21 protein-coding genes and 2 pseudogenes are annotated in these 21,055 nt (G+C 58.4%); 11 read left to right on the top strand and 12 right to left on the bottom strand.

Translation table 11 applies throughout. The features are described from left to right. The first annotated feature begins 1,086 nt into the window (after positions 1-1,086). Together ACX80G_RS06730 and ACX80G_RS06725 are read left to right on the top strand one after the other, a co-directional pair. A complete protein-coding gene (locus tag ACX80G_RS06730) occupies positions 1,087-1,488 on the top strand; it encodes a hypothetical protein (protein ID WP_459306640.1) in 402 nt (133 codons plus the stop codon). A gap of 23 nt (positions 1,489-1,511) precedes the next feature. After that, positions 1,512-2,282, top strand: a complete 771-nt coding sequence (locus tag ACX80G_RS06725; protein WP_459306638.1) for a hypothetical protein — start codon at positions 1,512-1,514, stop codon at positions 2,280-2,282. Positions 2,283-2,525: 243 nt separating this feature from the next. Here the strand turns inward: ACX80G_RS06725 and ACX80G_RS06720 are convergent, their stop codons facing one another. The 3 genes from ACX80G_RS06720 to ACX80G_RS06710 all read right to left on the bottom strand — a co-directional run bounded on the left by ACX80G_RS06720 (position 2,526) and on the right by ACX80G_RS06710 (position 4,497). Next, entirely contained in the window at positions 2,526-3,518 is a 993-nt protein-coding gene (locus ACX80G_RS06720) for a ThiF family adenylyltransferase (protein WP_459306637.1), read from the bottom strand. Between the two features lie 374 nt (positions 3,519-3,892). Beyond that, entirely contained in the window at positions 3,893-4,255 is a 363-nt protein-coding gene (locus ACX80G_RS06715; RefSeq protein ID WP_459306636.1) for a hypothetical protein, read from the bottom strand. Then, a complete protein-coding gene (locus tag ACX80G_RS06710; protein ID WP_459306634.1) occupies positions 4,255-4,497 on the bottom strand; it encodes a hypothetical protein in 243 nt (80 codons plus the stop codon). Before ACX80G_RS06710 ends, ACX80G_RS06715 begins: the two co-directional genes overlap by 1 nt. Positions 4,498-4,669: 172 nt before the next feature. Here ACX80G_RS06710 and ACX80G_RS06705 point away from each other — a divergent pair, with 172 nt between their 5' ends. From ACX80G_RS06705 to ACX80G_RS06695, 3 genes are all read left to right on the top strand, one after another. Further along, on the top strand, positions 4,670-5,017 hold the full coding sequence (locus tag ACX80G_RS06705; protein WP_459306633.1) for a hypothetical protein: 348 nt from the start codon (positions 4,670-4,672) through the stop codon (positions 5,015-5,017). Continuing rightward, positions 5,014-6,093 carry an ImmA/IrrE family metallo-endopeptidase gene (locus ACX80G_RS06700; RefSeq protein ID WP_459306632.1) on the top strand — a complete coding sequence of 360 codons (1,080 nt, stop codon included), beginning with the start codon at positions 5,014-5,016 and terminating at the stop codon, positions 6,091-6,093. The genes ACX80G_RS06705 and ACX80G_RS06700 overlap by 4 nt, the downstream gene beginning before the upstream one ends. Before the next feature lie 440 nt (positions 6,094-6,533). Then, on the top strand, positions 6,534-7,055 hold the full coding sequence (locus ACX80G_RS06695) for a hypothetical protein (protein ID WP_459306630.1): 522 nt from the start codon (positions 6,534-6,536) through the stop codon (positions 7,053-7,055). A gap of 48 nt (positions 7,056-7,103) precedes the next feature. On the opposite strand, the pseudogene ACX80G_RS06690 reads toward ACX80G_RS06695, so the two are convergent. From ACX80G_RS06690 to ACX80G_RS06680, 3 genes and pseudogenes are all read right to left on the bottom strand, one after another. Next, a pseudogene (locus ACX80G_RS06690) lies at positions 7,104-7,334 on the bottom strand (DUF4913 domain-containing protein); the annotation flags it as partial. Between the two features lie 399 nt (positions 7,335-7,733). Next, entirely contained in the window at positions 7,734-8,264 is a 531-nt protein-coding gene (locus tag ACX80G_RS06685; protein WP_459306628.1) for a hypothetical protein, read from the bottom strand. Continuing rightward, entirely contained in the window at positions 8,261-9,154 is an 894-nt protein-coding gene (locus tag ACX80G_RS06680) for a hypothetical protein (protein WP_459306626.1), read from the bottom strand. The genes ACX80G_RS06685 and ACX80G_RS06680 overlap by 4 nt, the downstream gene beginning before the upstream one ends. Before the next feature lie 411 nt (positions 9,155-9,565). Between ACX80G_RS06680 and ACX80G_RS06675 the strand changes: the two genes are divergently transcribed. Further along, positions 9,566-9,769, top strand: a complete 204-nt coding sequence (locus tag ACX80G_RS06675; protein WP_459306625.1) for a hypothetical protein — start codon at positions 9,566-9,568, stop codon at positions 9,767-9,769. A 190-nt stretch (positions 9,770-9,959) separates the two neighbouring features. Here ACX80G_RS06675 and ACX80G_RS06670 read toward each other — a convergent pair whose 3' ends face one another. Beyond that, positions 9,960-10,427, bottom strand: a complete 468-nt coding sequence (locus tag ACX80G_RS06670; RefSeq protein WP_459306624.1) for an AMP-binding protein — start codon at positions 10,425-10,427, stop codon at positions 9,960-9,962. Positions 10,428-10,964: 537 nt separating this feature from the next. Beyond that, complete coding sequence (locus ACX80G_RS06665) at positions 10,965-11,753, bottom strand: AMP-binding protein (protein WP_459306623.1); 789 nt, start codon at positions 11,751-11,753, stop codon at positions 10,965-10,967. Between the two features lie 32 nt (positions 11,754-11,785). Here ACX80G_RS06665 and ACX80G_RS06660 point away from each other — a divergent pair, with 32 nt between their 5' ends. Further along, complete coding sequence (locus tag ACX80G_RS06660) at positions 11,786-12,109, top strand: 4'-phosphopantetheinyl transferase superfamily protein (protein WP_459306621.1); 324 nt, start codon at positions 11,786-11,788, stop codon at positions 12,107-12,109. Between the two features lie 1,230 nt (positions 12,110-13,339). Here the strand turns inward: ACX80G_RS06660 and ACX80G_RS06655 are convergent. Beyond that, positions 13,340-13,846: pseudogene (locus ACX80G_RS06655) on the bottom strand (polyphosphate kinase 2 family protein); the annotation flags it as partial. 141 nt (positions 13,847-13,987) lie between these two features. Next, the gene (locus tag ACX80G_RS06650; protein WP_459306619.1) at positions 13,988-15,280 is read right to left on the bottom strand and encodes a cation:proton antiporter; all 1,293 of its coding nucleotides are present in this window, start codon (positions 15,278-15,280) and stop codon (positions 13,988-13,990) included. A gap of 851 nt (positions 15,281-16,131) precedes the next feature. On the opposite strand from ACX80G_RS06650, the gene ACX80G_RS06645 reads away from it, so the two are divergent. The 4 genes from ACX80G_RS06645 (at position 16,132) to ACX80G_RS06630 (ending at position 18,885) form a co-directional block, all read left to right on the top strand. Continuing rightward, positions 16,132-16,902, top strand: a complete 771-nt coding sequence (locus tag ACX80G_RS06645; protein ID WP_459306618.1) for a mechanosensitive ion channel family protein — start codon at positions 16,132-16,134, stop codon at positions 16,900-16,902. A 60-nt stretch (positions 16,903-16,962) separates the two neighbouring features. Continuing rightward, positions 16,963-17,811 (top strand): DUF2382 domain-containing protein, encoded by an 849-nt coding sequence (locus ACX80G_RS06640; protein ID WP_459306616.1) that lies wholly within the window; start codon positions 16,963-16,965, stop codon positions 17,809-17,811. 81 nt (positions 17,812-17,892) lie between these two features. Then, entirely contained in the window at positions 17,893-18,582 is a 690-nt protein-coding gene (locus tag ACX80G_RS06635; RefSeq protein WP_459306614.1) for a hypothetical protein, read from the top strand. Between the two features lie 108 nt (positions 18,583-18,690). Beyond that, a complete protein-coding gene (locus tag ACX80G_RS06630) occupies positions 18,691-18,885 on the top strand; it encodes a hypothetical protein (protein WP_459306612.1) in 195 nt (64 codons plus the stop codon). Between the two features lie 132 nt (positions 18,886-19,017). Here the strand turns inward: ACX80G_RS06630 and ACX80G_RS06625 are convergent, their stop codons facing one another. Beyond that, positions 19,018-20,259 carry a DUF2254 domain-containing protein gene (locus ACX80G_RS06625; protein ID WP_459306610.1) on the bottom strand — a complete coding sequence of 414 codons (1,242 nt, stop codon included), beginning with the start codon at positions 20,257-20,259 and terminating at the stop codon, positions 19,018-19,020. 116 nt (positions 20,260-20,375) lie between these two features. Beyond that, positions 20,376-20,996, bottom strand: a complete 621-nt coding sequence (gene amaP, locus ACX80G_RS06620) for an alkaline shock response membrane anchor protein AmaP (protein WP_459306608.1) — start codon at positions 20,994-20,996, stop codon at positions 20,376-20,378. Positions 20,997-21,055: the final 59 nt, after the last annotated feature.

Below are 21,055 nucleotides of genomic sequence, written 5' to 3'. Positions count from 1 at the left end.
CGAGACAACGGACAGGCTGAGTGCGGAAGTGTGGCAGCATCCGCCATTTGCTGGATCGTTAACCCCGTGTGGCGGCCCTTCCTGAACAACGTCGAGAGAACGCGCACTTGGCCCGGGCCCTCCACCGAACCGGAAATGCCACGATTGCCGGACACGACGGGGATTGATCCTCGCGTCGATAGGACACCCGTCAAACATGTGTGCGCGCGCTGGATCACACGCCTAAACGTTCCCATCCGCAGGTGGGGCAGAACGTGAAAGCCGGCAACCTTATTGCCAGCCACATCGGACGCACCTTCCACTTAGCCTTTGGTGCAAGCCTCGGACAGTTAGGAAGATTGACCACCTTAGTAAATATCGATGGAACAAATCCCAGCAAGCGTGCCGGGCACTGGAAACCAAGTACGGACTGGAAGAGATCTCCAGTGTGTACGCGTCGAAGGGGATCAAGCCCGGAGAGCGCGAAGCAGCGGCGCGGCGCGGGTTCGCGGAGCCGGAACGGCATTCATTAGCTCGGAAGGTTAGGGGTTGCGCTGTAGCGTCCCGGGACGAGGCAGAGTTTGTCCGCCGGATGCGCCGCACTGGTGCGCTGATTCGTCCCCGGTTCGCCGCTGGGCGTGATGACGTGATTACCGGCTACCTGGTGGCAGAACGACCGGTGAATGGTCAGCGCCCTATTTGGTACAGCGGCACACGCCTAGCCAGTGACTTGACCCTGCCGAAGTTGCGCAGCTCGTGGGAGTACAGCCCGCAGGCCGCGAGCGAAGCGGTAAAGGAATGGACGGCGGCCAGCCGTGGCCGGCGCGTGGTGAATAGGGGCCGGGAGCTCAACGATCCAGATCCGCAGATGTGGCAGCGGTACTCCGATGAACTGTCCGACTTGAACAAGTCCCTGGCCTCAGTGCAAGTTGATGATCACGCGACGTGGGCCCACGTGGCCCGCGAAACCTCGGGTGCGTTCGCGGCATGGTCTAGCAGTGTCGAGGCTGCACCGGGAGCGCTGGCCGCGACCGCTGACCGCCTCTCAAAGACAGCCCAGCTACGCCAGTACCCAGTACGCCCGCAGCGCACGAGGGACCGTCAGCGATGGGAGCGGCGAAGATCCTTCTCACGGCGACGAGCAGTAACGAGAGCGCCGCCCAGGCGCTGATGCTGGTGCAATTGGCGAACCTCGCGAAGTCGATCCACGACATGCACCAAGCAGCCGGAGACGTAAGGGCTGCACAGCAGATCAACACCGTCGTCAGGGAACGTCTGAGCGTGGTGGCCGGGGCACTGAACCAGAAACCGACAGCTACCACCCAGGCCCGACCAGGTAGGGGAGAGCAGATACCCATGGTGGATGCTGAGACAGCCGCAGCGGTAGCACTAGCGGCCCGCGACCATGGAGGACCGCGCACAGGTGGTTCTGTTCTGCCGCCGAAGATCGAACCGGCGCGGAAGTCCACGCTGGCGACACCGAACACTGACCGTGGCATCGAACGATAACCAGATAAAGGGGAGATACGGCAATGAGCGAGTCAGACGGCGTGGAAGAAGCAATAGGCGGACTCTCGCGCACGGGAATAGCCGTAGCGGGACGGCTCGGGGAGCAGTTCGCCCGGATGCGTGAGCAGTCGCTACGCCAACAGCAAGCAATTGATGAACAGCACGGCAAGGAACTCCAGGCCCGCTATGAGGCCCAGCGGGGAGCAGCACGAGCGCAGTTCGCACCAACGGCAGATGATCGGTGGTGGGACCAGGCACGCCCGCAGGACATTGAGCGGGTCCACGAGATGGCCACCGCGTGGAAACAGTTCGACCCCACCGCTCAGGAAGCCGCTGAGCGTATCCGCCGCGAAGTGAAGGAACGCTACGGCGTGGACGTGGACAACCCCGGAGCTGACGACAAAGCAGTCAGCGAAGCTCTAGCCCAAGCCGAACGGGACCGGGCCGAAGCTGACCGGCAGCGCAGCGCCGGGGACCGTGACGGAGCGGAAGCGGCTTTCCTGATGGGAGCGGCGGGCCGAGAGGACCGCAGCCGAGCCTCAGAGGTTGAATCGGAGAACGTCGCGGCCAAAGAAGCCGAACCGCTCTTTGACAGTGAAGAACGCCGGCAGTCTTTCGCGGCATCACTGGATGGGAAGGCGGACGCCGAAACGATCAACGCCCGCATCCTCGCTGACCGTGACCAAGCGACCCCACCCTCGGCAGCAATCGCCGGGAAACCGGGTAGGTCGAGGACACCGAAGCGATCCTCTGCTGATCGGCTGCAGAACGTCAAACGCAGCGTTTCGCGTTGAGATACTCCGCGGAACGGACTTGGGGTTTCCAGAATCGCCAAATTTCATCGAAGTCACCGAACTCGTCAGCAATTGCGCTCGGGACTACGCCCTTTTCCGTTAACTGAAGCCCAAGATCCACAACGGACCCAGAAACCCAAGGCTGCAAGCCAGGGTGGTCGACGGTGTCAGAATGGTAATCGAAGTTCATGAGGCCAGCCGAGCGATGGCTCGGCTACATGGTTGGCATTTTGCAATCTGCGATCAAGCGACGGCGCGCGTGAGCATAACGCGACGATCGCCTCTACCTGTAGGAGTCTCGAAAGGGCAATTCGGCCGGGACGCCATATCAAGATGTTCAAGCGATTGCGCGGCTAAGGAGTATCTCAATGGGGCAGAAACGCCGCGTCCTCCTGGTTTCGCTAAGAGACTTACAACTTGAGCTAGCAGTCCGGCACTGACGCCTATAGAAAGCAACGCGACGTTCTGCCTGCCGCGTTCAACTTGTCCGGATGCAGCTATGTAGGAAGGATCTTCAAGCAGACCCTGTTTGTCTAGAGCCACGTCTGACATATCGATCTGGCCTGAACAGACCATGCACGGGCGCCCTGGGGTCAGAGTGTGGGTGCGGATAGTCGCGCCCCTCATTCCGCCGCCGGGAAAGACATCAATTCCTATGCCGCCGTCAATAACGGGAATGAGGTCCGAGTATGCCATTTGGTTCAGAATGGCGCGGGGATATGGGCGGTCAACACAGCTGATCATCACGTCGTAGTCGAGGGCAGTTGCCTGGCCCTCCAACGTAGTCACGTCCTGTGTGTAGATAAGGAAATCGGGGTTAGAGTCGGTGGCTGCCCGGCTCATCTCCCGGTGAGCGACTTCTACTTTTAGTCGCCGGGATGTGGCATCTGCGGGCGTTGCACCGATCATTCGGTCGAGGTTATGTTCTTGGACGACATCGAAATCCATCACGCCCACCTGGCGGGCGCCTGCGGCGGCCAAACGTACTGCAACATCCAGCCCAACGCTTCCAACCCCAATCACGAGAAAACGCAAGCGGGCGAGATCGCCCTGCGTTTTCTCCCCCCAGGCAGAGATAGTGCGCAGCTGCCGACCATTGCTCACTGGCGCGGGTTGTTGGGTGCTATTCCAGCTCAGTTCGAAAGAAGGTCCGACTACGCGGACATCCCCAGCGTGGAAGGATTGCGCTTGCGCCCAGGTGCGGGCGGACCAGGTACCGTCGCCTGCCAGTGTCATGCCTACTAAAGGTATGCCGGTCAATCGGTGCGCAAGTCGTGAATATGACTTCTCCGCGTCAGCATCAGGTCCGCTCATTCCCTGCCAACCCTGACCTTTCGGATGAGAGTGAACAATCGCCACGCCTTGTCCCGCCCGGGCGGCAGTATTACATGCCCGCAAGACGTAGTTCCCGCTGAATGATGCGTTCCCGTGCACGGAGCGCTCCCCTAGATGCGGAAGCAATACATCAGTGATAATCGCTGTGCGCCTAGTGCTGCCTGTGGAGGGGGCGTAAAGAGCGAGGCAGATATCTTCCTGCCCATCAGATCGGAGTAAGTGGTTTCTTAGAGCATGATTCGTCTCGTGGGTCATTGCCACCGAAAAATGCTCAGTCATTTGGCATCCACGAGAACGGCACGGACATGTGAAAGCCAGCATTGTGCGGAGTTAGGTGCGTCTCCCCAGCCGACGATATTGCGGGAGTGCTTGATCCATCCCGTCTTGCTCGAGGGCTGGGCATTGGTGTGCCCGAACTCCACCGAGTCTGGGAGGTGAACCCAGTGCGGGGGAATGAGCGGCCAGCTGGCTGTCTCCTCTAGGCCGATCCCACTCTCAATCAAGGAGCCAGCCCAGGGTCCGGCAGTGGCCTTCACAGTGAAGCTCAACAGGCCGTCCTCGATAATGGGGTTCGATCCAAGCGTCCGCAGCCCTTCAACGAGTCCGTCAAGACCGTTCGCCTGTTCCGTGCTGGGCATCAGGCTACCTGCGCGCTCTGGCGAACCGTGACGAACTCGTCGCCGGTTTTGAGCACAACTTGTTTCTCATCCTTGAAGGTGTGCACGTCGCCGTGTCCCCTGACCTCGGCGAGGTCATAACCCCGAGCGGGTAGTCCTGCCAGGCCCAGCAACGCGGCGGCGGTCTGATGCTTCTCCGCCACGGTGAACGTCTGTCCGTCGATGGTGAACTCAATGTGAGCGGCGTTCTTCTCTGCAGCCATTACGGCAACCTCCTAGTATTTAGTAAACCCACTTGGTCTGGTTGTGCACCACACTATCATACACGCAATCGGTATATCAAAAAGGTCGTACGGTTAGGCGCGTCACGGTACACAAAAACGCTGGCAAGGCAGTATGCTCAAAAGAAACCAATGGGATCGATGTGGTGGGGGCATGGACGTCTATTTCAAGACCGAGAGTCTTGCTCTACTTTTGGGTAACGACCGAAACAGGGTGCGCGAGTTCGGTTCGGATGGTGCTGCCAAGATCGACCTTCGTCTGCAACAACTAGCCAGTGCGCCGACGCTTGAGGAAATGAAAGTGATGCCGGGCCGTTGTCGAGAACTTAACCCTCATCCTGCTGGCTTTTTTACCATCGATGTCTTGCCGCACTGCCAACTCACATTCCATCCTTCTGGCCTGGACGGATACAAGCAGCCACGGATCGGTCGGGAGTGGAATTCGATCGACAGCATCACAGTAAGTGACTATCAGCGATTATCAACGAGGGGGCAGCTATGACGCGCACGAGTTATCGGTATACTCCTGAGCGCGTTCTGCCGCCGGGCGCGACACTATTGGAAGTTCTCGAAGAACGAGGAATGACCCAAAGCGACCTAGCCACTAGGACAGGTCTCTCGACCAAGCACGTTAATCAAATCGTCAAAGGGGTAGCGTCGATAACCCCTGAGACGACCATATTGCTGGAGCGAGCGACAGGCGTGGCCGCGTCGGCGTGGACGAATCTTGAGAGTGCTTATCAATTGGATAGGTCGCGGAGTCGAGAAGGTGAGCGACTAACGCTCGACTTGGACTGGCTGAAGACGCTCCCGCTCGGAGAGTTGGTGAAGAGGAGGCGTATTCAGTCAGCGAGCTACTCGATCGACACTGTTCGGGAAGTGTGCAATTTTTTCGGAGTAGCGGACAAATCTTCATGGGAGGCCGTTTGGGAACGCCCGACTGCTTATCGACGGTCGAAGGCGTTCTCCAGCGATCCCTCCGCTGTGGCGGCGTGGCTTCGTATAGGTGAGATCGAAGCGGCCAAAATCAACTGTCTCCCCTTCGATAAGGCGAAGTTGCTGGATTCTTTAGAGAATCTGCGGAATCTTACATGTTTGCCCGACCCTAAGGAGTGGGTTCCTCGCTTAGAGTCTGCATGCAAGGACATAGGAATTGCTGTTGTTTTTGAGCCCGAAATATCAGGAGCTCGAATTGTTGGCGCCACCCGGTGGGTCCAGCCCGACAAGGTGTTGATTCAACTCTCGTTGAGGCATCGATGGAGTGATATTTTCTGGTTCACCTTCTTTCACGAGATCGGGCACCTGCTACTGCACTCAAAGAAGGACGTCTTTATAAACGACCAAGGACCACATAGTGGTGCGGAGTCAGAAGCTGACGCTTTTGCCTCTCAACTGCTGATCCCTCGGCGTTTTGAGGATCGTTTGAGCACCCTTCAGTCCGATGAGGATGTAAAGGAATTCGCGAGCGAGCTCGGTATCGGTCCCGACATAGTGGTCGGGCGGCTTCAGTTCGAGAAGCGTTGGCCCTACAACCGAGGGGTGGCACTCAAACGCCGCTTCGTTTTTGCGAAGTCCTAAATGCGAGGTGTCTACCAGGGGCGTGGCGTCGGCCAAACGAGTACATGTTCCTCTAGGGCGCCAGCAATGACACCATGACCTACGAAGTACGGCGCCTCAGAGCATATGACCGAGATGCTTTTGCGGGGCGGGCGGCCCCACGAATTCTTGAGCCCACCCCGTTCTGCTGGATGTGTCCCAGAACGTCGGGCAGGAGTACAAGGGAACACGTATTCGCCCGAACTCTGCTAAAAGAATTTCCATCCGAGCAGAAGCAGTTCTCTCCGGCCCGGTTCAACTCCGCGCTGTACGCGCCGAACCCTCTTGGCGAAACCCACAAACGGGGCCCGATGGCAGGTTCGGCTCTTGTCGCCGGCGAAATTTGCGCGAGATGCAACAACCTTTGGATGTCGGCCCTAGAAGTGGCGACGAAGCCACTCCTAATCTCCCCTCCGGAACGGATGCTCGATGCTACCGAAGTACGTTCTTTAGCCCAGTGGTTTATTAAGACAGCCATTGTCATCAACGTCTCACACCCCTACAGGCTCCTGTGGCCGGCCGCCCGCCGTCATGGCGTGGCCGAGCAGCGGATGCCTAACGTGGTCGTCTGGCTTTTTCGCGTGCCGGAGCCTGATTTGAACTGGATTCAGGGCCGCCCGGGTGGGCTTACTCTGGTCTCAAATCCAGATAAAGGGGTTGGTACTGAGACTGCAAAATTTCTCAGCGGTGTCATCCACAGCTGTTCGATTCAGGTGGGAACGCTGGTTGGAGATGTGTTTGCGTATCCCGGCGAAATTGCATCAAGCGGTTTCGATCATGCCGGGACGTTACTTTGGAAAGACGACAAGCCCAGCGCGGTTAACCTCTCCGATCTGGTACCAGGCAAAGACCTGTGGGACCACGGCGCCCGAATCAACCTCAGTACGTCAGCCTTTTGGTCAGGTGAAATTCCTTCCGGGTACTCACCCGGGTGGCCGATGTAGTCATCTGACGCATCAACCCGAAGCGCACCCGAAACCCACCAGAAGGCCTCAAAAGAGGCCTTCTGGTGGCGGAGTGCATGGCAATGGGTTCAACCGGGGGTTGTGACCCTTCTCGGGGCTGCACCCTTTGAAGGGTCCGTCTGTTGATAGGAGGATTGGCATGTGGTGGTCGGCGTGGTCACGCCACCAAGAGCTCATCCCCGTTTTGCCGTCGCGGCGTAGATCCTCCCACGCTCGCCAGAGCGCTTCTAAGCGGCTGATCGCTTCACAGTGCCGCCACCACTCAGGGCACTATGTGTGCCCTCCCTGCACGTTCAGGTTGCGCCGGTAGTTCATTGCCAAATGTTCCTGTACAAAGAGATCCACTGTCGCGAACACCAACGAGGGCGCATCCTCAGCCGACGTCAACGCCGAGGCAGGTTCGGGAATACGGGTTCAGGGCACGGTCCATATCCGAAACTATACCGAAGAATCGTAAAAACTGGATCCATGTCGATCAAACCCAATCAATATAGGCGCAATAAGCGGGTTTAGATCAGATTGCTCGAAGCGCGGGCGGCGGCGGCGGCTGGTGAGTGACTCAGTGGTTTGCTCGCGTTTGATAGCCACAAATACGCCTCTGACTAGGCATTTTGTAACGCCGATAATTTACCTTATATCAAGTAAAGGCTGTCGGAGCTAGTTTCCGACACCGATGCCGCCGTTCGCCATTGCCTCGAGGTATCTCAGCTCTAGCATCTCCACCAGGTCATCAGAACTTCGAAGCGCTAAAAGGTCAGCGTTAGTCAAAACGACCAACCTGCACCCGTAGCTGGATGCCGACTGCGCTAATGAATGAGCATAGGTTGTATCCCCGGCGTTCCCTGAAAGTCCGTTCGCCGCGGCGATGATTGCCAGGTCGAACTTTCTTGTCATGCAAATAAACAAGAAGTAGCCGACGCTCTTGCTGTCAAGGGGGTGATCATAATTCTTGCATTCTACGAGAAAATGCCGAGGCAATCCGTCAAATCCACCGCGGTTGCCTACAGCAAGGTCAACCTGTTCAGCGCCGAAATAGCTCCGCTGGTTGGGTACTACGAGAGTGCCGGGCACCGATTCGAAGACATATTGAAGCAATGACTCATACTTCCTGCCCTTGGCATCGGCAGTGCCCGACTGAGCAGCCTCGGCAAGCATGCGCTTAACTTCTGTTGGGTCGAAGTTCCTCATAGCTTGTGGGCTGCTTCGTTGCGAGCACGCCACAGGATCTTCTCAAGCGAAGTCTCTGTCGCTAATGCCTCGAACATCTCATGAACACTAATGACGACGACGCCAGGTAAAGCCAGGGGACGCCCCATTGTGTGTCCCAATACGTCGAAGTAAAGCAGTAGACCGAGAGTTGCCCTTTCCCGAGCTACCATGCCCTGCAAGCGAAGCGCGGTCTTCTCTAGGTCGCGGAACGGACTCCTGCCTTTGACCTCTACGAGGATCGGACCAAAGATGAGCTGGGGCTTGGGCAATGACAGAACAAAATCGAAGCCTCGATCATCGTTGGTGGTCGGGGCAACCGCCACGCCGGTCCTGCGCAGCAGGTCTGCGACCCAGTCCTCGAGGGCTGCATGGAATTGAACTCCATTCAATGTTTGAATTCGGTTCAACTCCATGCGAGCGTCCACCGCCACGACTCTGCTTTGCGGTTTTTGACCGCCAAAATCGGACATCTTGAATGGCTGCCGCGCCCCTGCGAGAAACAAACTCAAGTGGGAATCAAGCGCATCCTCGGTGTACAGGCTTGCCCTCGCACTGTCCACTGAATGCTTGGCCAGCCTTGATATAAGGCCGTCGTCCTCGGTGAGAACAATCAGTGGTATTTGGCGTCCAATAGCAATGCCTATGTCAATTAGAACGGAATCGCTTACCTCGCCGCCTCCGACCTGCGGAACTGCAACTACAGCCTCAATCTGATCCCAAAACCGCGGCATTGACGCAGGTATCTTTAGAGACGTTAAGTCCAGCGTCGTCAGTTCTTGATTCTCGCGAGGATCGGCACCGTGCGCCCTAAGAACTTTTATCACCGTTGACGTATCGGCTAGCGGCGGAACTGCCAGATAAACCTGCACATGGACTCCAGTTGTGAGAACGAAGTCTTCACACCCTACTGCTAGTCAGCAAAGCGAAGGGCCCAGCCTCAGGATGTCGTGTCACCGCTCGGACGCGGCAGGTCCATCAGCGTAAGACCACCATGAAGAAGGCAGTGCCGTCACGGCGTGCCGCGCTACAACTAGTTTTTTCCTGCCGGCTGAAACTCATCGGGGCGCCACGCCATAGGGCCTTTAGGTGTATTCGAGGGCTGGAGCCGCCCTCGAATACACCCCGAAGGCAACTCTCGAACCCATGATCCCAAGTCCACGCAAGCGCGAGCGGTAGCATCTGCGTCATGGCCAGGCCGGATAACTATGAGGAACACGCGCTCGATGTTGGCACAGGGCTGACCGGCCTGAGTTTGGAACAAACTGGGCTTCGAACCCCGCATGGAGGACCTGACGGACAGTCAGCGGACCCAGCGGAACGCCGACGACCTTGAGTGGATGGTTTCAATCACGCCTGAACGGCGCGATAAGAGCCTCTTTCAGGCGAAGCTGTTGGCCGGAGCTCTCTGGGAAGCCTCCAAGGTCCTAGTGGACCAGCTTTTCGAGGATCTCAGCGGCTTGCGGAAACTCGGTCGGCCCGACTGACAGGACATCGCCGGTACCTTCGTTCTATCTGGTCTGCCGAGCAGATTCGCCGACGAATACGACGTCGGGTTCACGCAACGGTTCCTCGTCATCATGGCAGATATGACCGGTGCGCTCGTTCGCGGCTGGAACCAGCCGACGTGCGTCGCTCAAGAACTGGCACTACGCTGCCTGTTCGACCAGGTGGAAGTCATCCGCAACCTGTACGACCTGGACCTCCCGGAGGATTGGAGGGGGATGCTAGAAGCGAACCTGCTCCGTTGAGTTGATGTATTTGAACCTTGCCGGGCGCTAAACGCTCGGCCGCGTCGTGACTGTCCTGATCGACGATGACGTGCTGGATCTTTGAGTCGGTCATCATGAAGGAAACGCGCTCTGCTGGGTAGTCCACCGCCAGCGGCAGGTAGGAAGCATTTGCTTTGAGGATCGACCACACTGCTACGAGCAGGCGCTTTGATGGCGCCATGAACAGCCCCACGCTGTCGCCAGGTTTTACACCTGCGAGAGCGAGTGCGGTCCCAGCACGCTGCGCGAGATCCCACAATTCGCCAAAGGACAGTGCGCCCTCCTCGTCGATAACGGCTAGCGCATCTGGGGAGATCAACACTTGGTTATGAAGCATCTCGGTAAGGGTTTTGGGTGCGATAACAGAGGGCATGTGATCTCCAGGAGAAGTTGAAATGCAAAGCAAACTGATGAGTTTCTGTGTTACCCCAGATCGGGCTTTTTTAGATAACTTGTCCGAGGAGTGAGCCAGCCAGAGCCAAGACGAAACCCAGACATTGATTAAGCGATAGTGACTGATTTAGCAAACGTCCATCCCAGAACAGCTGCCGTCAGGGGGCTGAGGATGCCAAGCAGAGCCATGTTTGCTGGGGGGAGTATTCGCGCCCTCGGAACCACAGCGCATAGGCAAGCGCGCCGCCAATGATCGAGAGCCAGGCGTACCCTAGAACAGCTGACTGGTCCATGTTCCAGGTTCCGTGTGGATTTAGAACGGTGATGATCGCCAGATGCCCCTTGATCCATCAGTGCAGCTTCTGCAGGGTCCAGCTCGACGAACGCGCCGAGACGAACAGTACTGTCACTAGAGCTACGCCATGGGACGACTGCGGCTTGGCGGACCGAGCGGTGAGATTCAATGGCCAGGCGGACTTCATCCGTTTCCACCCGATGCCCATTGACTTTCACTTGGTCATCCAGGCGACCACAGAACTCGACTGAGCCGGATGGGCTTATCCTCGCAGAGTCCCCGCTCCGGTATACACGCACAACCTGACCATTGATGAGAGCTTCCACGAAGCGTTGGGCCGTTAGATCTGGTCGATGTAGGTATCCAGCGGCAAGCTGTAGACCTCCAATGCAGAGTTCCCCGGTGTGCCCCCGCTGGGACTGGTCTGAGAAGGTCGTCCAAAATGTATATTTGGCATCCAGGCACTGGTGAGCCGATGCTCACTGCAGGGGCATCAGGTATGTCCCCGCTTTCGATCTGAAACCAAGTCGCATTGATTGTCGTCTCAGTCGGGCCGTAGAGATTAATCAGCTGCACTTGGGGGAGTGCGTGAAGCAGGGCCCTTGCCAAGTGGGTGGCAAGGACTTCGCCGCCGCTAAAGATCTTCGCCAATGACCGGCATCGGGAGAATTGCCGGGTTTCCAATAACGCGGTCCACGGAGTCGGCACGGCCAATAACAGGTTTATTCCGTGTTTGACAACAAGGTCACATATGGCCTCTGGATCCCTGTGTGTGCCTTCCCGGCCGACAACAACTGTGGCCCCCGCGGCGTTAGCGAGCAGTTCCCATAGCGCTGCATCGAAGCTGACCGGGGTCTTGAGTAGGATTCTCTGCCCAGAGCCGAGTCCTGCTTTCCCTGCCAGAAAGGACATTTGGTTGACGATTGCACGGTGTTGGATGACAACGCCTTCTGGACGGCCTGTGCTACCCGAAGTGTAAATGATGTATGCGGGAAGCTCCTCGTGAACCACGTCTATTTGTGGTTCGGCTGCGCCAGTGATGAGTGCTAACCCCAGACGAGGAGAGAAAGCTACGCAGCGCTGAACTCTCACGCCAAGCCCGCACCTTTACTCGCACTTGGACTCGAAAAGAGGCGATACTAAAGGCCACTGGGCGGGGGCTATTCGCCGAACTTCACCGGCTCAGGATCGAAGATGTGGATGGACCCCCCATCGTCACAGCATGGCCTCCGAGCTTTTGCGTTCCGGAGCAGATCCGCATCATCAACCTTCAGGACCACCCTGCAAAAATCGGCAGTCTAGCCGTGCTAACGCGAGAGCACCTCAGTGTGCGGGAACACTATGGACCTAGGCTGATCAATATGTGAAGCGTTCTAGTCGGTGTACTCGCCGTTTTGTGATCATCCGGTCCCTTCTGGATGACTTTGAGCAGATCCCCGAGTACGGGAACACCGTCAGAGTGTTCGTCGAGCCACCTAATCCACGGTCCAGGATGGTCTCTTCCTGATCGGTCGGCGGCTGATTCCGTCTGATCGTAATCAGAGCGACCACCATGTTCAGGCGCCGCCCGTGAGATTCAGCCCGGACCCGAACCGCGGCATCCTCCTGGCCCGCGCTGAACCGGAAGGGTTCCCCCAGGCCGCGACTGTGCGGTTAGTTAGACAGTGGCACACCCCAGCGCAGTTTTGTGAATGCCGTCCCGCGTCTCACCGGTGTAGTTCATGATGCTCAATAGCCCGTCAGCATTCATTAGGTAGCCTTGCTGGCACAAAATCCCGATGGCTTCATCCTCAGCGGCAGCGGTGAGCCACCCGTGAATCTGCGTAGTGGACCGCTTGTCACGAGCCGCTGCCAGCGGCAAAGGGGGAGGAGGTCAACTTGTTTGCCTGCGTTTGTTTGTAATCTTTTCCACCGTTCCTTTCGGCAACGCCGTCATCACTTGGACGCGAAGTGAATTGGCAAGTTGGAGCTGGGGGACCGTGGAATACCGGAGGGAGCTTGCGAGTGAGGATATGCCGCGAAAGCCGCCAGTGGAGACTTGCCAAGAGAAGGGTGGACAGTATCCTGACAAGCCGAAACGGAACCGGCGTAGCCGCCCAGCGAATTCCACTCCGGAAGCGTCCCCGGGGACTCTCCGCTGGTCTTGAGCGGACAGATACTTTGATAGATCAGATCTAGACAGATCACGGTTGGGATCAGCAGGTAGACCCTTGAGGGTCAGGGCCTCTCAGCAGGCAGACTGGAATGTTGGTTCTCGCCCGTGGCGGTTGACGAGCTCATCGACGAGGGCGGTATTCACCACACGTTTACCACACGGAAACGATGAAATACGGTGACATTTCATGGTTCTTGCAAATCGACAAAACCGTCTAGATTCCGCAGATTTTCGGCACAATGCGAGGTTTTGGCAGGCACAAAAATAGTCCGTCCCCTGAGAAAAGGTCAGGGGTTCGATTCCCCTAAGCTCCACTGTGAAGGTCCTCTGACCTGCGGAAACGTTGGGTGGGAGGGCTAAGTTTCTGTCTTGAGACGGCTCAACCACACGGAAACCACACGCTTTCGGATGATTTGGGATCAGCCTTGGGTGTTGCAATCCGTGGGTCTGGGCGCATGAACTCGAGGTATTCCATGGGTGAGCAGAATCCCATCACGCGCTCCACGCCGGCACGGTTGTACCAGGACCTGTCGAATAGGACGATTTCTCCGCCGCTGGGTAGCACCGAAACATACCGCTGGAAGTACCACTGGGTCGATTCACGCTCGTTGGGCTTCTCCAGAGCAACGACCCGGGCACCACGGGGATTCAGGTTTTCCGTGAACCGTTTGATGGTGCCGCCCTTGCCCGCGGCGTCGCGCCCCTCAAACAGGATTGCGACCTTCTTCTCCGTGGACTTTACGCATGCCTGCATCTTGAGTAGCTCAATCTGCAGGACACGTTTGGCCTTTTGATACTCCCGCTCGGTCATCAGGACCTCATAGGGATGGTCCTGCCGCCACGTCTCATCCGCCGGATGGGGCAGGAACACTGACTCCTCATCCCCAGCCTCGGAGGTCCCGGTAGGTACCTCTACCCTTGCTCGGGGGGAGCGACGCTCAGGTTCCATACCCGTGTCAAATCTTGCCGCTTCCTCGCCTGCCGAGTTCACTTCGTCCGGCCCGGCGGCTGCTGTAGTTCCTGCGGAGGCACTTGCGGCCGGAGTGCTTGGCTTTGTGGTGCCTGCGGCGGGTTTGGGGCGTGGATGGGCTCACACGGCGGTGGTGGGTGCCTGCCCGGGCCGGTTGTCGGCTTCGGCCTTTTTGACGCGCTGCCGGTCAAGGTAATTCATGATGGGTGAGGCTGCAGCGCCATGCAACAGGATGGATCCGGTAACGGTAAGACCAACGACGGCCCACAGGTACCCGCCATCGGCAAAGTTTCCCTTCTCGAGGGCGTAGGCGATGTAGAAGAGAGATCCGATTCCGCGGACGCCAAAGAAGGAGATAACGGCGCGCTCCTGGGGCCCGGTCCTGCCGCGAGCCAATCCAATCCACCCGGTAATAGGGCGGATGACGAGCAGAATCACGGCGAGGGCCAGAATCTCGGTCCAGCCGACGCCCGCCAGCAGTCCTCTGGCGACTGCTCCGCCAAGCAAGACCAGGATGATTACGGTCAGAAGCCGCTCGATCTGGTCGACGAAGTTGTGCAAAACCCGGTGGTAGCCATGCGAGCGTTCGGCGGCGCGGATAGTGCACGCGCAGACGAAAACGGCGAGGAACCCGTACCCGTTGACTAGTTCGGCGGCACCATAGGCGAGGAACGTTGCGGCGAGCGCGGTGAAGCCCTCGGCGTTCTCGGAGAGTTTAAGGCGTTGCGCTGGGGCAGAGAAAAACAGGCGACCCAGCAGCCATCCTGTGCCAATGCCGACGATGAAGCCGGCCGTGAGTCGCCACAGGACATCGAGGAGGAGCCATTCGCCGATCCAAAGGTAAGGTGCGATGCCGGCGGTGCTCATCAGGATGGCGACGTAGACGAAGGGGAAGGCCAGCCCGTCATTGAGTCCGGCTTCGGAAGTGAGCGCGAATCGTGCCTCGTCCTCGTCCGTGCCTTCCTCATCCTCAGTGGGCTCACCAACTTGCACCTCGGAAGCCAAAACCGGGTCTGTCGGTGCGAGGGCCGCAGCCAGGAGGACGGCCGCGGCAACGCCGAGTCCGAGCATCCACCAGCCCAGGAAAGCGACGGCGATGATGGAAAGGGGCATGGTGATACCAAGGAGACGCCATGTGGTGGCCCAGCTTTTGAACCGAAATGGGCGGTTGATCGCGAGTCCGGCTCCCATCAGGGAGATTATCACGCACATCTCCGTCAAGTGCAGGGCGATCGTGCCGTGGGCGACCGGGTCGGGATTTGGCAGGACATCCAGGACCGAAAACGCCAGAAGGCCGGCGGCAAAGAAGACCATCGGCATGGATACCGGTACCTTGCCCAGCACCTTTGGAAGAATAGCGGCGGCCAATGCGGCCAAACCGGCAGCAGAGAATAACAGGGCAACGTTATCCACTACGGTCCCCCCGCATGACGGTTATGGCGCTAGTGGCTAGGACTACGCCGACAAACGGATCAGCTTTCACAACTGTTGGTTCTTTCTGTTGGAGCGAGTTGATAGGAACCTATTACCGGGATTTTAGGCAGGGACCGACACCCTGTTGCTCGGCCACGTACTGATCGATTAAAGCGGAAACTGCCGCGAACAGGAACTTTTCAGAACGTGGAGCGATGCGAATCAGCCGCCTTCGGGAGAAAGCTTTTCCACGCAGGGATTAAGACGACCGTCCTCCATGGATCCTCACGCTTGATTATGGTATTTCTTGTCTCCCGCGGCCGCCAGTCGTTCGAGAGGGCACCTTCACTCTCTGCAGCCTGCAGAAGAGCTTCCGGGGTGACCTATTGGGACCCCTCCAGTTGGGACCCCTTGATACCCCGCGGTAAAAGGCAGCATGCTTATCTTGTTGCCCTAGACCTTGGCAGCTGACACGTTGTGTGGCGGGAGTCCAAGGGGCCTAGATGCTACTCAGAATGGAACGGCTTACTGATGCTGACAGCTGGTTGGAACGAGGCGTAACGGTGTCAAGACCCCCTTGACGGTGGGCCTTTCCGCGAGTGGCCCAGTCCAGTCCACAAAATTTATTCGTGACTGCGTGTGAGGTTTTTTAGCCTACGGCGTCTTTACCGGGGGACGGGAAATCCGTTCCGCGTGAAGCCAGTTACCGCTGAGGCAGCGGAAGACTGACCCTCATCCACCATAGCTATCACAGCTAGGGATACCCGAATTTAGTAAGTCGACTTCCCAAATCGGGAAAAGCCTGTCATGGTTCAGGTATCGACCAGTTGCACCACATCCGGAGGTTATTTATGCAGGAAACATTGATGAGCGGGTTGGCCGCAGTGGTGGCATTCGTGCCGTTGCTGTTGCTTTTTCTCGTCATTCTTATCGTTGGGTTGCTGATCGCCAAAGCGATCTCGAAGGCACTGTCGAAGGTGCTGGAGAAGGTTGGATTCGACCGTTTGGTCGAGCGCGGCGGGGTGAAGAAGGCACTTGACAAGTCGTCTTTGGATGCCAGTGACATCATTGCGAAGATCTTGTACTACACCCTGGTCCTGTTCGTGCTGCAGTTCGCTTTCGGCGTCTTCGGCCAGAACCCGGTCAGCGATCTACTGGCTGGAATCATTGCCTTCCTCCCCAAGATCATCATCGCGATCATCATCGTCATCATCAGCGCGGCGATCGCTGCAGCAGTCAAGACTCTCATTGAGGGTTCGCTTGGCGGTCTGTCCTACGGCAAGGTGCTGGCGAACATTGCGAGCATCTTCATCATCGGCATCGGCGTCATCGCTGCGCTGAACCAGGTGGACATCGCTGTCACCGTCACCACCCCGATTCTGATCGCGGTTCTCGCGACCATTGGCGGGGTGATTGTCGTCGGCGCGGGCGGCGGGCTGATCAAGCCAATGTCCCAGCGCTGGGAAACCTACCTCACCAAGGCTGAGGAAGAAGCCCCCAAGATCAAGGAGCAGGCCCAGAACGCACCATCCGTCAAGGAGCAGGCGCAGCAGACGAAGGCCAAGGCCCAGCAGCAGGCACCTAAAGCCCAGCCTCAGGGCCCGGGCGCGCACCGCTACTAGAGTTACCCGCAAATCGCACTGTCCAGCACATCACCGAAATCTGATAGCAAGGAGCAGAATATGATCACGCAGGAAAATATCGACAACCTTTTGAGCAACGGCGGAAACGTCATCGACAGCGACGGCACCAAGGTCGGTTCAGTCGGACAGATCTACCTCGACGACCAGACCGGGAACCCCAGCTGGGTGACTGTAAAGACCGGGATGTTCGGCACTTCGGAATCGTTCGCACCCCTGGAAGGTGCCCAGGCGGACGGCAACGACGTCCGCGTCGGATACTCCAAAGACCAGATCAAGGACGCACCCCGGGTTGACCCCGACGGCGACCTAAGCGTTGAGGAAGAAGGCAGGCTGCACCAGCACTACGGCCTGAGCAGCCCCGGCGAGAACAACTCCTACGACGAGTCGCGCACGACCAGCGGCGAGCCAGGATTCCAGCCAGGCGACGAGCGCGTCGATCACGCTAGCGAGTCCGGCGTCGTGGGCCACGACACGTCCGGCCCCACCACCGACGACGCAATGACCCGTTCCGAAGAACGCCTGAACATCGGGACTCAGAGCCGGGAGACCGGCCGCGCACGGCTGCGCAAGCACGTGGTCACCGAGATGGTCACCAAGACCGTCCCGGTCAGCCGCGAGGAAGTCACTATTGAGCGCGAGCCAATCACTGACGCCAACCGCGATGCCGCAACCTCGGGGCCGGATATCAGCGAAGAGGAACACGAGGTGATTCTTCACGCCGAGGTTCCTGTCGTGGAGAAAGAAACCGTTGCGGTGGAGCGGGTCCGCATGGGCAAGGAAACCGTCACCGATCAGGAAACCGTGACCGAGGAAGTCCGCAAGGAGCAGATTGATACCGACACGGACGCTGATCTGACCACCGACGACAGCCGCCGGGACAACCGCTAGAAAATTATTCGACCCATGATGCCGGGCGGGTGCCGAACAAGTGCCCGCCCGGCACCACGGTCCATAATTTAGGAGTGATATATGAGTACCAGCGCAGGCTCGGCCCAGTCCCCGGACAACCGTCCGGAGCATAGCCGTACAGACGACACCAGCCCGAGACGTGTTCAGCGAGACCACGGTGACTCGCTCCGGCACAACAACAACACTGATGTAGACCACAACGCTGAGCACGACGTTCCGCGGGAGAAGGAAGAGTTTGGCGGAATCAAGATTGGTTCTGCGTTCTTCGGGTGGCTCACCGCTACGGGCACCGCGATCCTTCTGAGTGCCCTCGCCGCCGCCCTTGGTGCGGCGGTCGGCTCGGCAACCAACACCGACATCGCGGGAGAAGCAGCGTCGGATCCACAGACTGCCGGTATTGTCAGCAGCATCGTGCTGCTGGTCATCTTGCTGATCGCCTACTACTGCGGAGGGTACGTTGCCGGCAGAATGGCGCGATTCAACGGTATGAAGCAGGGCATCGCAGTGTGGGTCTGGGCCATCGTTATCGCCATCGTCGTAGCGGTACTAGGACTCGTCGCCGGAGAACAGTTCAACATCCTCTCGCAGATCAACAGCTTTCCACAGATCCCCGCGGGGGATGACCTGACCACTACCGGTGTTATTGCGGCATTGATCGCAGCGGCAGTGGCCCTCATCGGAGCGATCCTCGGTGGTCTTGCGGGAATGCGCTTCCATCGCAAGGTTGATAAGGCCGGTCTGCGGACCTGAGTCTCGGATGACGACAGGCCGCCGCGGCTCTGCCCGGTGAGGAGTGAGTAGTGCTGCGCTTCTCGCGGCTTGACGAATAGCAGAAGAAGACCAACAAAGGAGACAATAATGAAAATCGATAAGCAGCAGATCCTTGATCTCCTCAAGGGCCAGGGTGATAACGATAAAGCTGACCAGGCCGAGCAGGAATTGCCGGACCAGGTCGACACCGATAAGGACCAGGGCATGCTTAGTAAGCTAGGCATCAACCCCCAGGACCTCCTCGGTAAGCTCCCCGGCGGCCTCGGCGGCCTCGGCGGCTAAGGCGGCTAAAGAATCAGAGCCGCACCCAGAACCGAACCCCGCAACGGAACGAAGACTCCCGTTGCGGGGTTCTTTCTGCGCTGATTGTGCGCGGGTATTGCCCGGCTTGCGTGGGTGAAGGTAGAAGAATCTCTAGGAAAGTACGTCGCGGGGCGAACGCACAAGGTCGGTGCTTGACCCGATTCCACTGGGATCCTGGATCAGGGCCCGCCGCCGGTCATCCGGATTGTCAACCGAAACCTCAACGGACTCGCGGAGTAGCCACCGCTGGCGTTCGAGGGTTGCCTTTCGGTCGGGCGGAGCGAGACTGACCAGATCGCTCAGCGCTGACATGAGGCGACGGGTGATCTGAGGCGAAGCGGCGCCGGCCCTGCGGATCTCGTTAAAGGCCAGTTCGACGACGCCGTCCCACGTGAGTGAAGGCACCGATAGTCGCAGCTCGCCGTCGTCGTCCGCGTACTCCCCCGTGTGGAGGGGACGAAGGACGATGTGACGAAGAACGTCGTGGATTCGGTCGATGGCCTGTACTGCCGTCGTCGGATCCTCAAAGGGTCCGGACGAAACGGCGCCCAGAGCGACGTCGACGAGCAGGCGTAGGCCGTAGGCGACGTCCTGATTGAGGGTGCGTTCAGGGCCCAGCGCAACACACCGGCAAACCGCCGCTGAGTTCACTTTGTTGTTACTGCCGTGAATGCGGATGAGCGGTGCATCGGTCGGTACGAAATCGCCTACGGACCACAAGAGTTCGAAGGAACAGTCTGCGCTCTGAGCGAGCTTGATGAGTCGGGCCGAATTGAATTCGAAAAGAACTCCACTGCGCTTCGTGAGTATGAGCTGGTCATCGCGCTGCCGTTCCTCTCGGCCTGCAGGAAAAATTCTGTCGAGAGCGGCGAGGGTATCCTTGGCGACCCAGCCAACCAAGGCGGCAACACGCAAGGACTGGCCAATATGGTTGAGGTACCAGACCAGGGTAACAATGCAGGAAAGAACCAGCATGATGCTGACCGCCACAGCTAGCCCGGGTGCGGTGCCGCCCTCCGGTGCCGTCACAACCGTGCGCATTGTCAGCAGTGAGAAGGTAAAGGTCCCGGCGAAAAGTCCGATAGTGCACTGCGATGGCCGGTCCTGAAGGATCTGACGGACGATTCGGGGAGAGAAAGTACTCATCGCCAGTTGCACGACGAGGACGACCATGGAGAGTACCAGGCCCGTGAGGGTGAGCATAGCAAACGAAATCAGATAGAGGATTTGCATTGCAGCGGTAGCATCGCCGCTGATGCTCTGCGGCACTAGTTCACCTGTGGGGTCGATCGCGATGAAGGTCGAGGACAGGACTATCCCGCCAAGAATAAACAGCACTGGGATAACCCACATGCTTGTTTTAACCCAGTGTTTAACCTTAAACCACTGCATGACCCGATTGTACTGCCTTGGATCATGGCTGAGTGGACCGTCGCTCAGCGCTGATCCACTCAGCCATGATTCATCAGCTAGAGAACGGCGGCCTTGTCTCTACCCTTGTGCGCCGTGACATTCACGAGGACGGCAAGCTTCCGGAGTGGTGCTTCCAGCGCAATCTCGAGATCGGTTGCGATGTCCCGGTGGATACGGCGCACGATGTCCTGAACATCCGCACGGTCATCTACCTTCACGTCAATGTTGAGTTCAGGCGCGGTTGACGTTCCACGGAGTAGTACCGACGCCGACGTCACCCCGGGGAGGTTTCTGGTCCCATTCTCAACTGCTTCCGCGACGACGCGCGGTTCGCATTTGGTGTATCCGTCGATCCCGTCGTTGGTGTGCAGGCGGAAGGCCCGTGCCTGATTGCGCCTCGGGACCTGGGCAAGCAGCCATCCGAGGGCAAGCAGCCCAGCGGCTAGAGCGACGATCGCCACGACTATTGCTGCGATTTGATTGGCAAAGAGGTCTTGGAAGCCGGTTGGTAGAGCAGTCTGGTCTGCCGGGGCGGGCTGGATCCCGAGTCCAAGAGACCGGGCAAGACTCGCGGCAAGACCACTGGCCAGAAGGACACCGACGGCGCCAAGGACCAGTAGTACCAGACCGACGACCGCCAGCCAGAAGCGGTTGAGGCCGCCAGCAGTTTCCCTCATGAGTGGTTCCTTCCAAGAAATGAAGCGGGGCTATTACTTCGGACATGGGGTCGTTTGCT

This window comes from Arthrobacter glycogeni (genome assembly GCF_054510815.1).
Note: the sequence above shows the minus strand (reverse complement) of the source record. Positions and strands in the feature narration are given on the sequence as shown.

What these genes read in the sequence shown, in the direction of transcription:
- ACX80G_RS06635 (WP_459306614.1), top strand. Translation starts at nt 17,893, where the DNA reads ATGAGTACCAGCGCAGGCTCGGCCCAGTCCCCGGACAACCGTCCGGAG.
- ACX80G_RS06700 (WP_459306632.1), top strand. Translation starts at nt 5,014, where the DNA reads ATGACGCGCACGAGTTATCGGTATACTCCTGAGCGCGTTCTGCCGCCG.
- ACX80G_RS06675 (WP_459306625.1), top strand. Translation starts at nt 9,566, where the DNA reads ATGGAGGACCTGACGGACAGTCAGCGGACCCAGCGGAACGCCGACGAC.
- ACX80G_RS06640 (WP_459306616.1), top strand. Translation starts at nt 16,963, where the DNA reads ATGATCACGCAGGAAAATATCGACAACCTTTTGAGCAACGGCGGAAAC.
- ACX80G_RS06685 (WP_459306628.1), bottom strand. Translation starts at nt 8,264, where the DNA reads ATGAGGAACTTCGACCCAACAGAAGTTAAGCGCATGCTTGCCGAGGCT.
- ACX80G_RS06695 (WP_459306630.1), top strand. Translation starts at nt 6,534, where the DNA reads ATGCTCGATGCTACCGAAGTACGTTCTTTAGCCCAGTGGTTTATTAAG.
- ACX80G_RS06730 (WP_459306640.1), top strand. Translation starts at nt 1,087, where the DNA reads ATGGGAGCGGCGAAGATCCTTCTCACGGCGACGAGCAGTAACGAGAGC.
- ACX80G_RS06715 (WP_459306636.1), bottom strand. Translation starts at nt 4,255, where the DNA reads ATGCCCAGCACGGAACAGGCGAACGGTCTTGACGGACTCGTTGAAGGG.
- ACX80G_RS06710 (WP_459306634.1), bottom strand. Translation starts at nt 4,497, where the DNA reads ATGGCTGCAGAGAAGAACGCCGCTCACATTGAGTTCACCATCGACGGA.
- ACX80G_RS06725 (WP_459306638.1), top strand. Translation starts at nt 1,512, where the DNA reads ATGAGCGAGTCAGACGGCGTGGAAGAAGCAATAGGCGGACTCTCGCGC.
- ACX80G_RS06670 (WP_459306624.1), bottom strand. Translation starts at nt 10,427, where the DNA reads ATGCCCTCTGTTATCGCACCCAAAACCCTTACCGAGATGCTTCATAAC.
- ACX80G_RS06705 (WP_459306633.1), top strand. Translation starts at nt 4,670, where the DNA reads ATGGACGTCTATTTCAAGACCGAGAGTCTTGCTCTACTTTTGGGTAAC.
- ACX80G_RS06645 (WP_459306618.1), top strand. Translation starts at nt 16,132, where the DNA reads ATGCAGGAAACATTGATGAGCGGGTTGGCCGCAGTGGTGGCATTCGTG.
- ACX80G_RS06630 (WP_459306612.1), top strand. Translation starts at nt 18,691, where the DNA reads ATGAAAATCGATAAGCAGCAGATCCTTGATCTCCTCAAGGGCCAGGGT.
- ACX80G_RS06625 (WP_459306610.1), bottom strand. Translation starts at nt 20,259, where the DNA reads ATGTGGGTTATCCCAGTGCTGTTTATTCTTGGCGGGATAGTCCTGTCC.
- ACX80G_RS06720 (WP_459306637.1), bottom strand. Translation starts at nt 3,518, where the DNA reads ATGACACTGGCAGGCGACGGTACCTGGTCCGCCCGCACCTGGGCGCAA.
- amaP (WP_459306608.1), bottom strand. Translation starts at nt 20,996, where the DNA reads ATGAGGGAAACTGCTGGCGGCCTCAACCGCTTCTGGCTGGCGGTCGTC.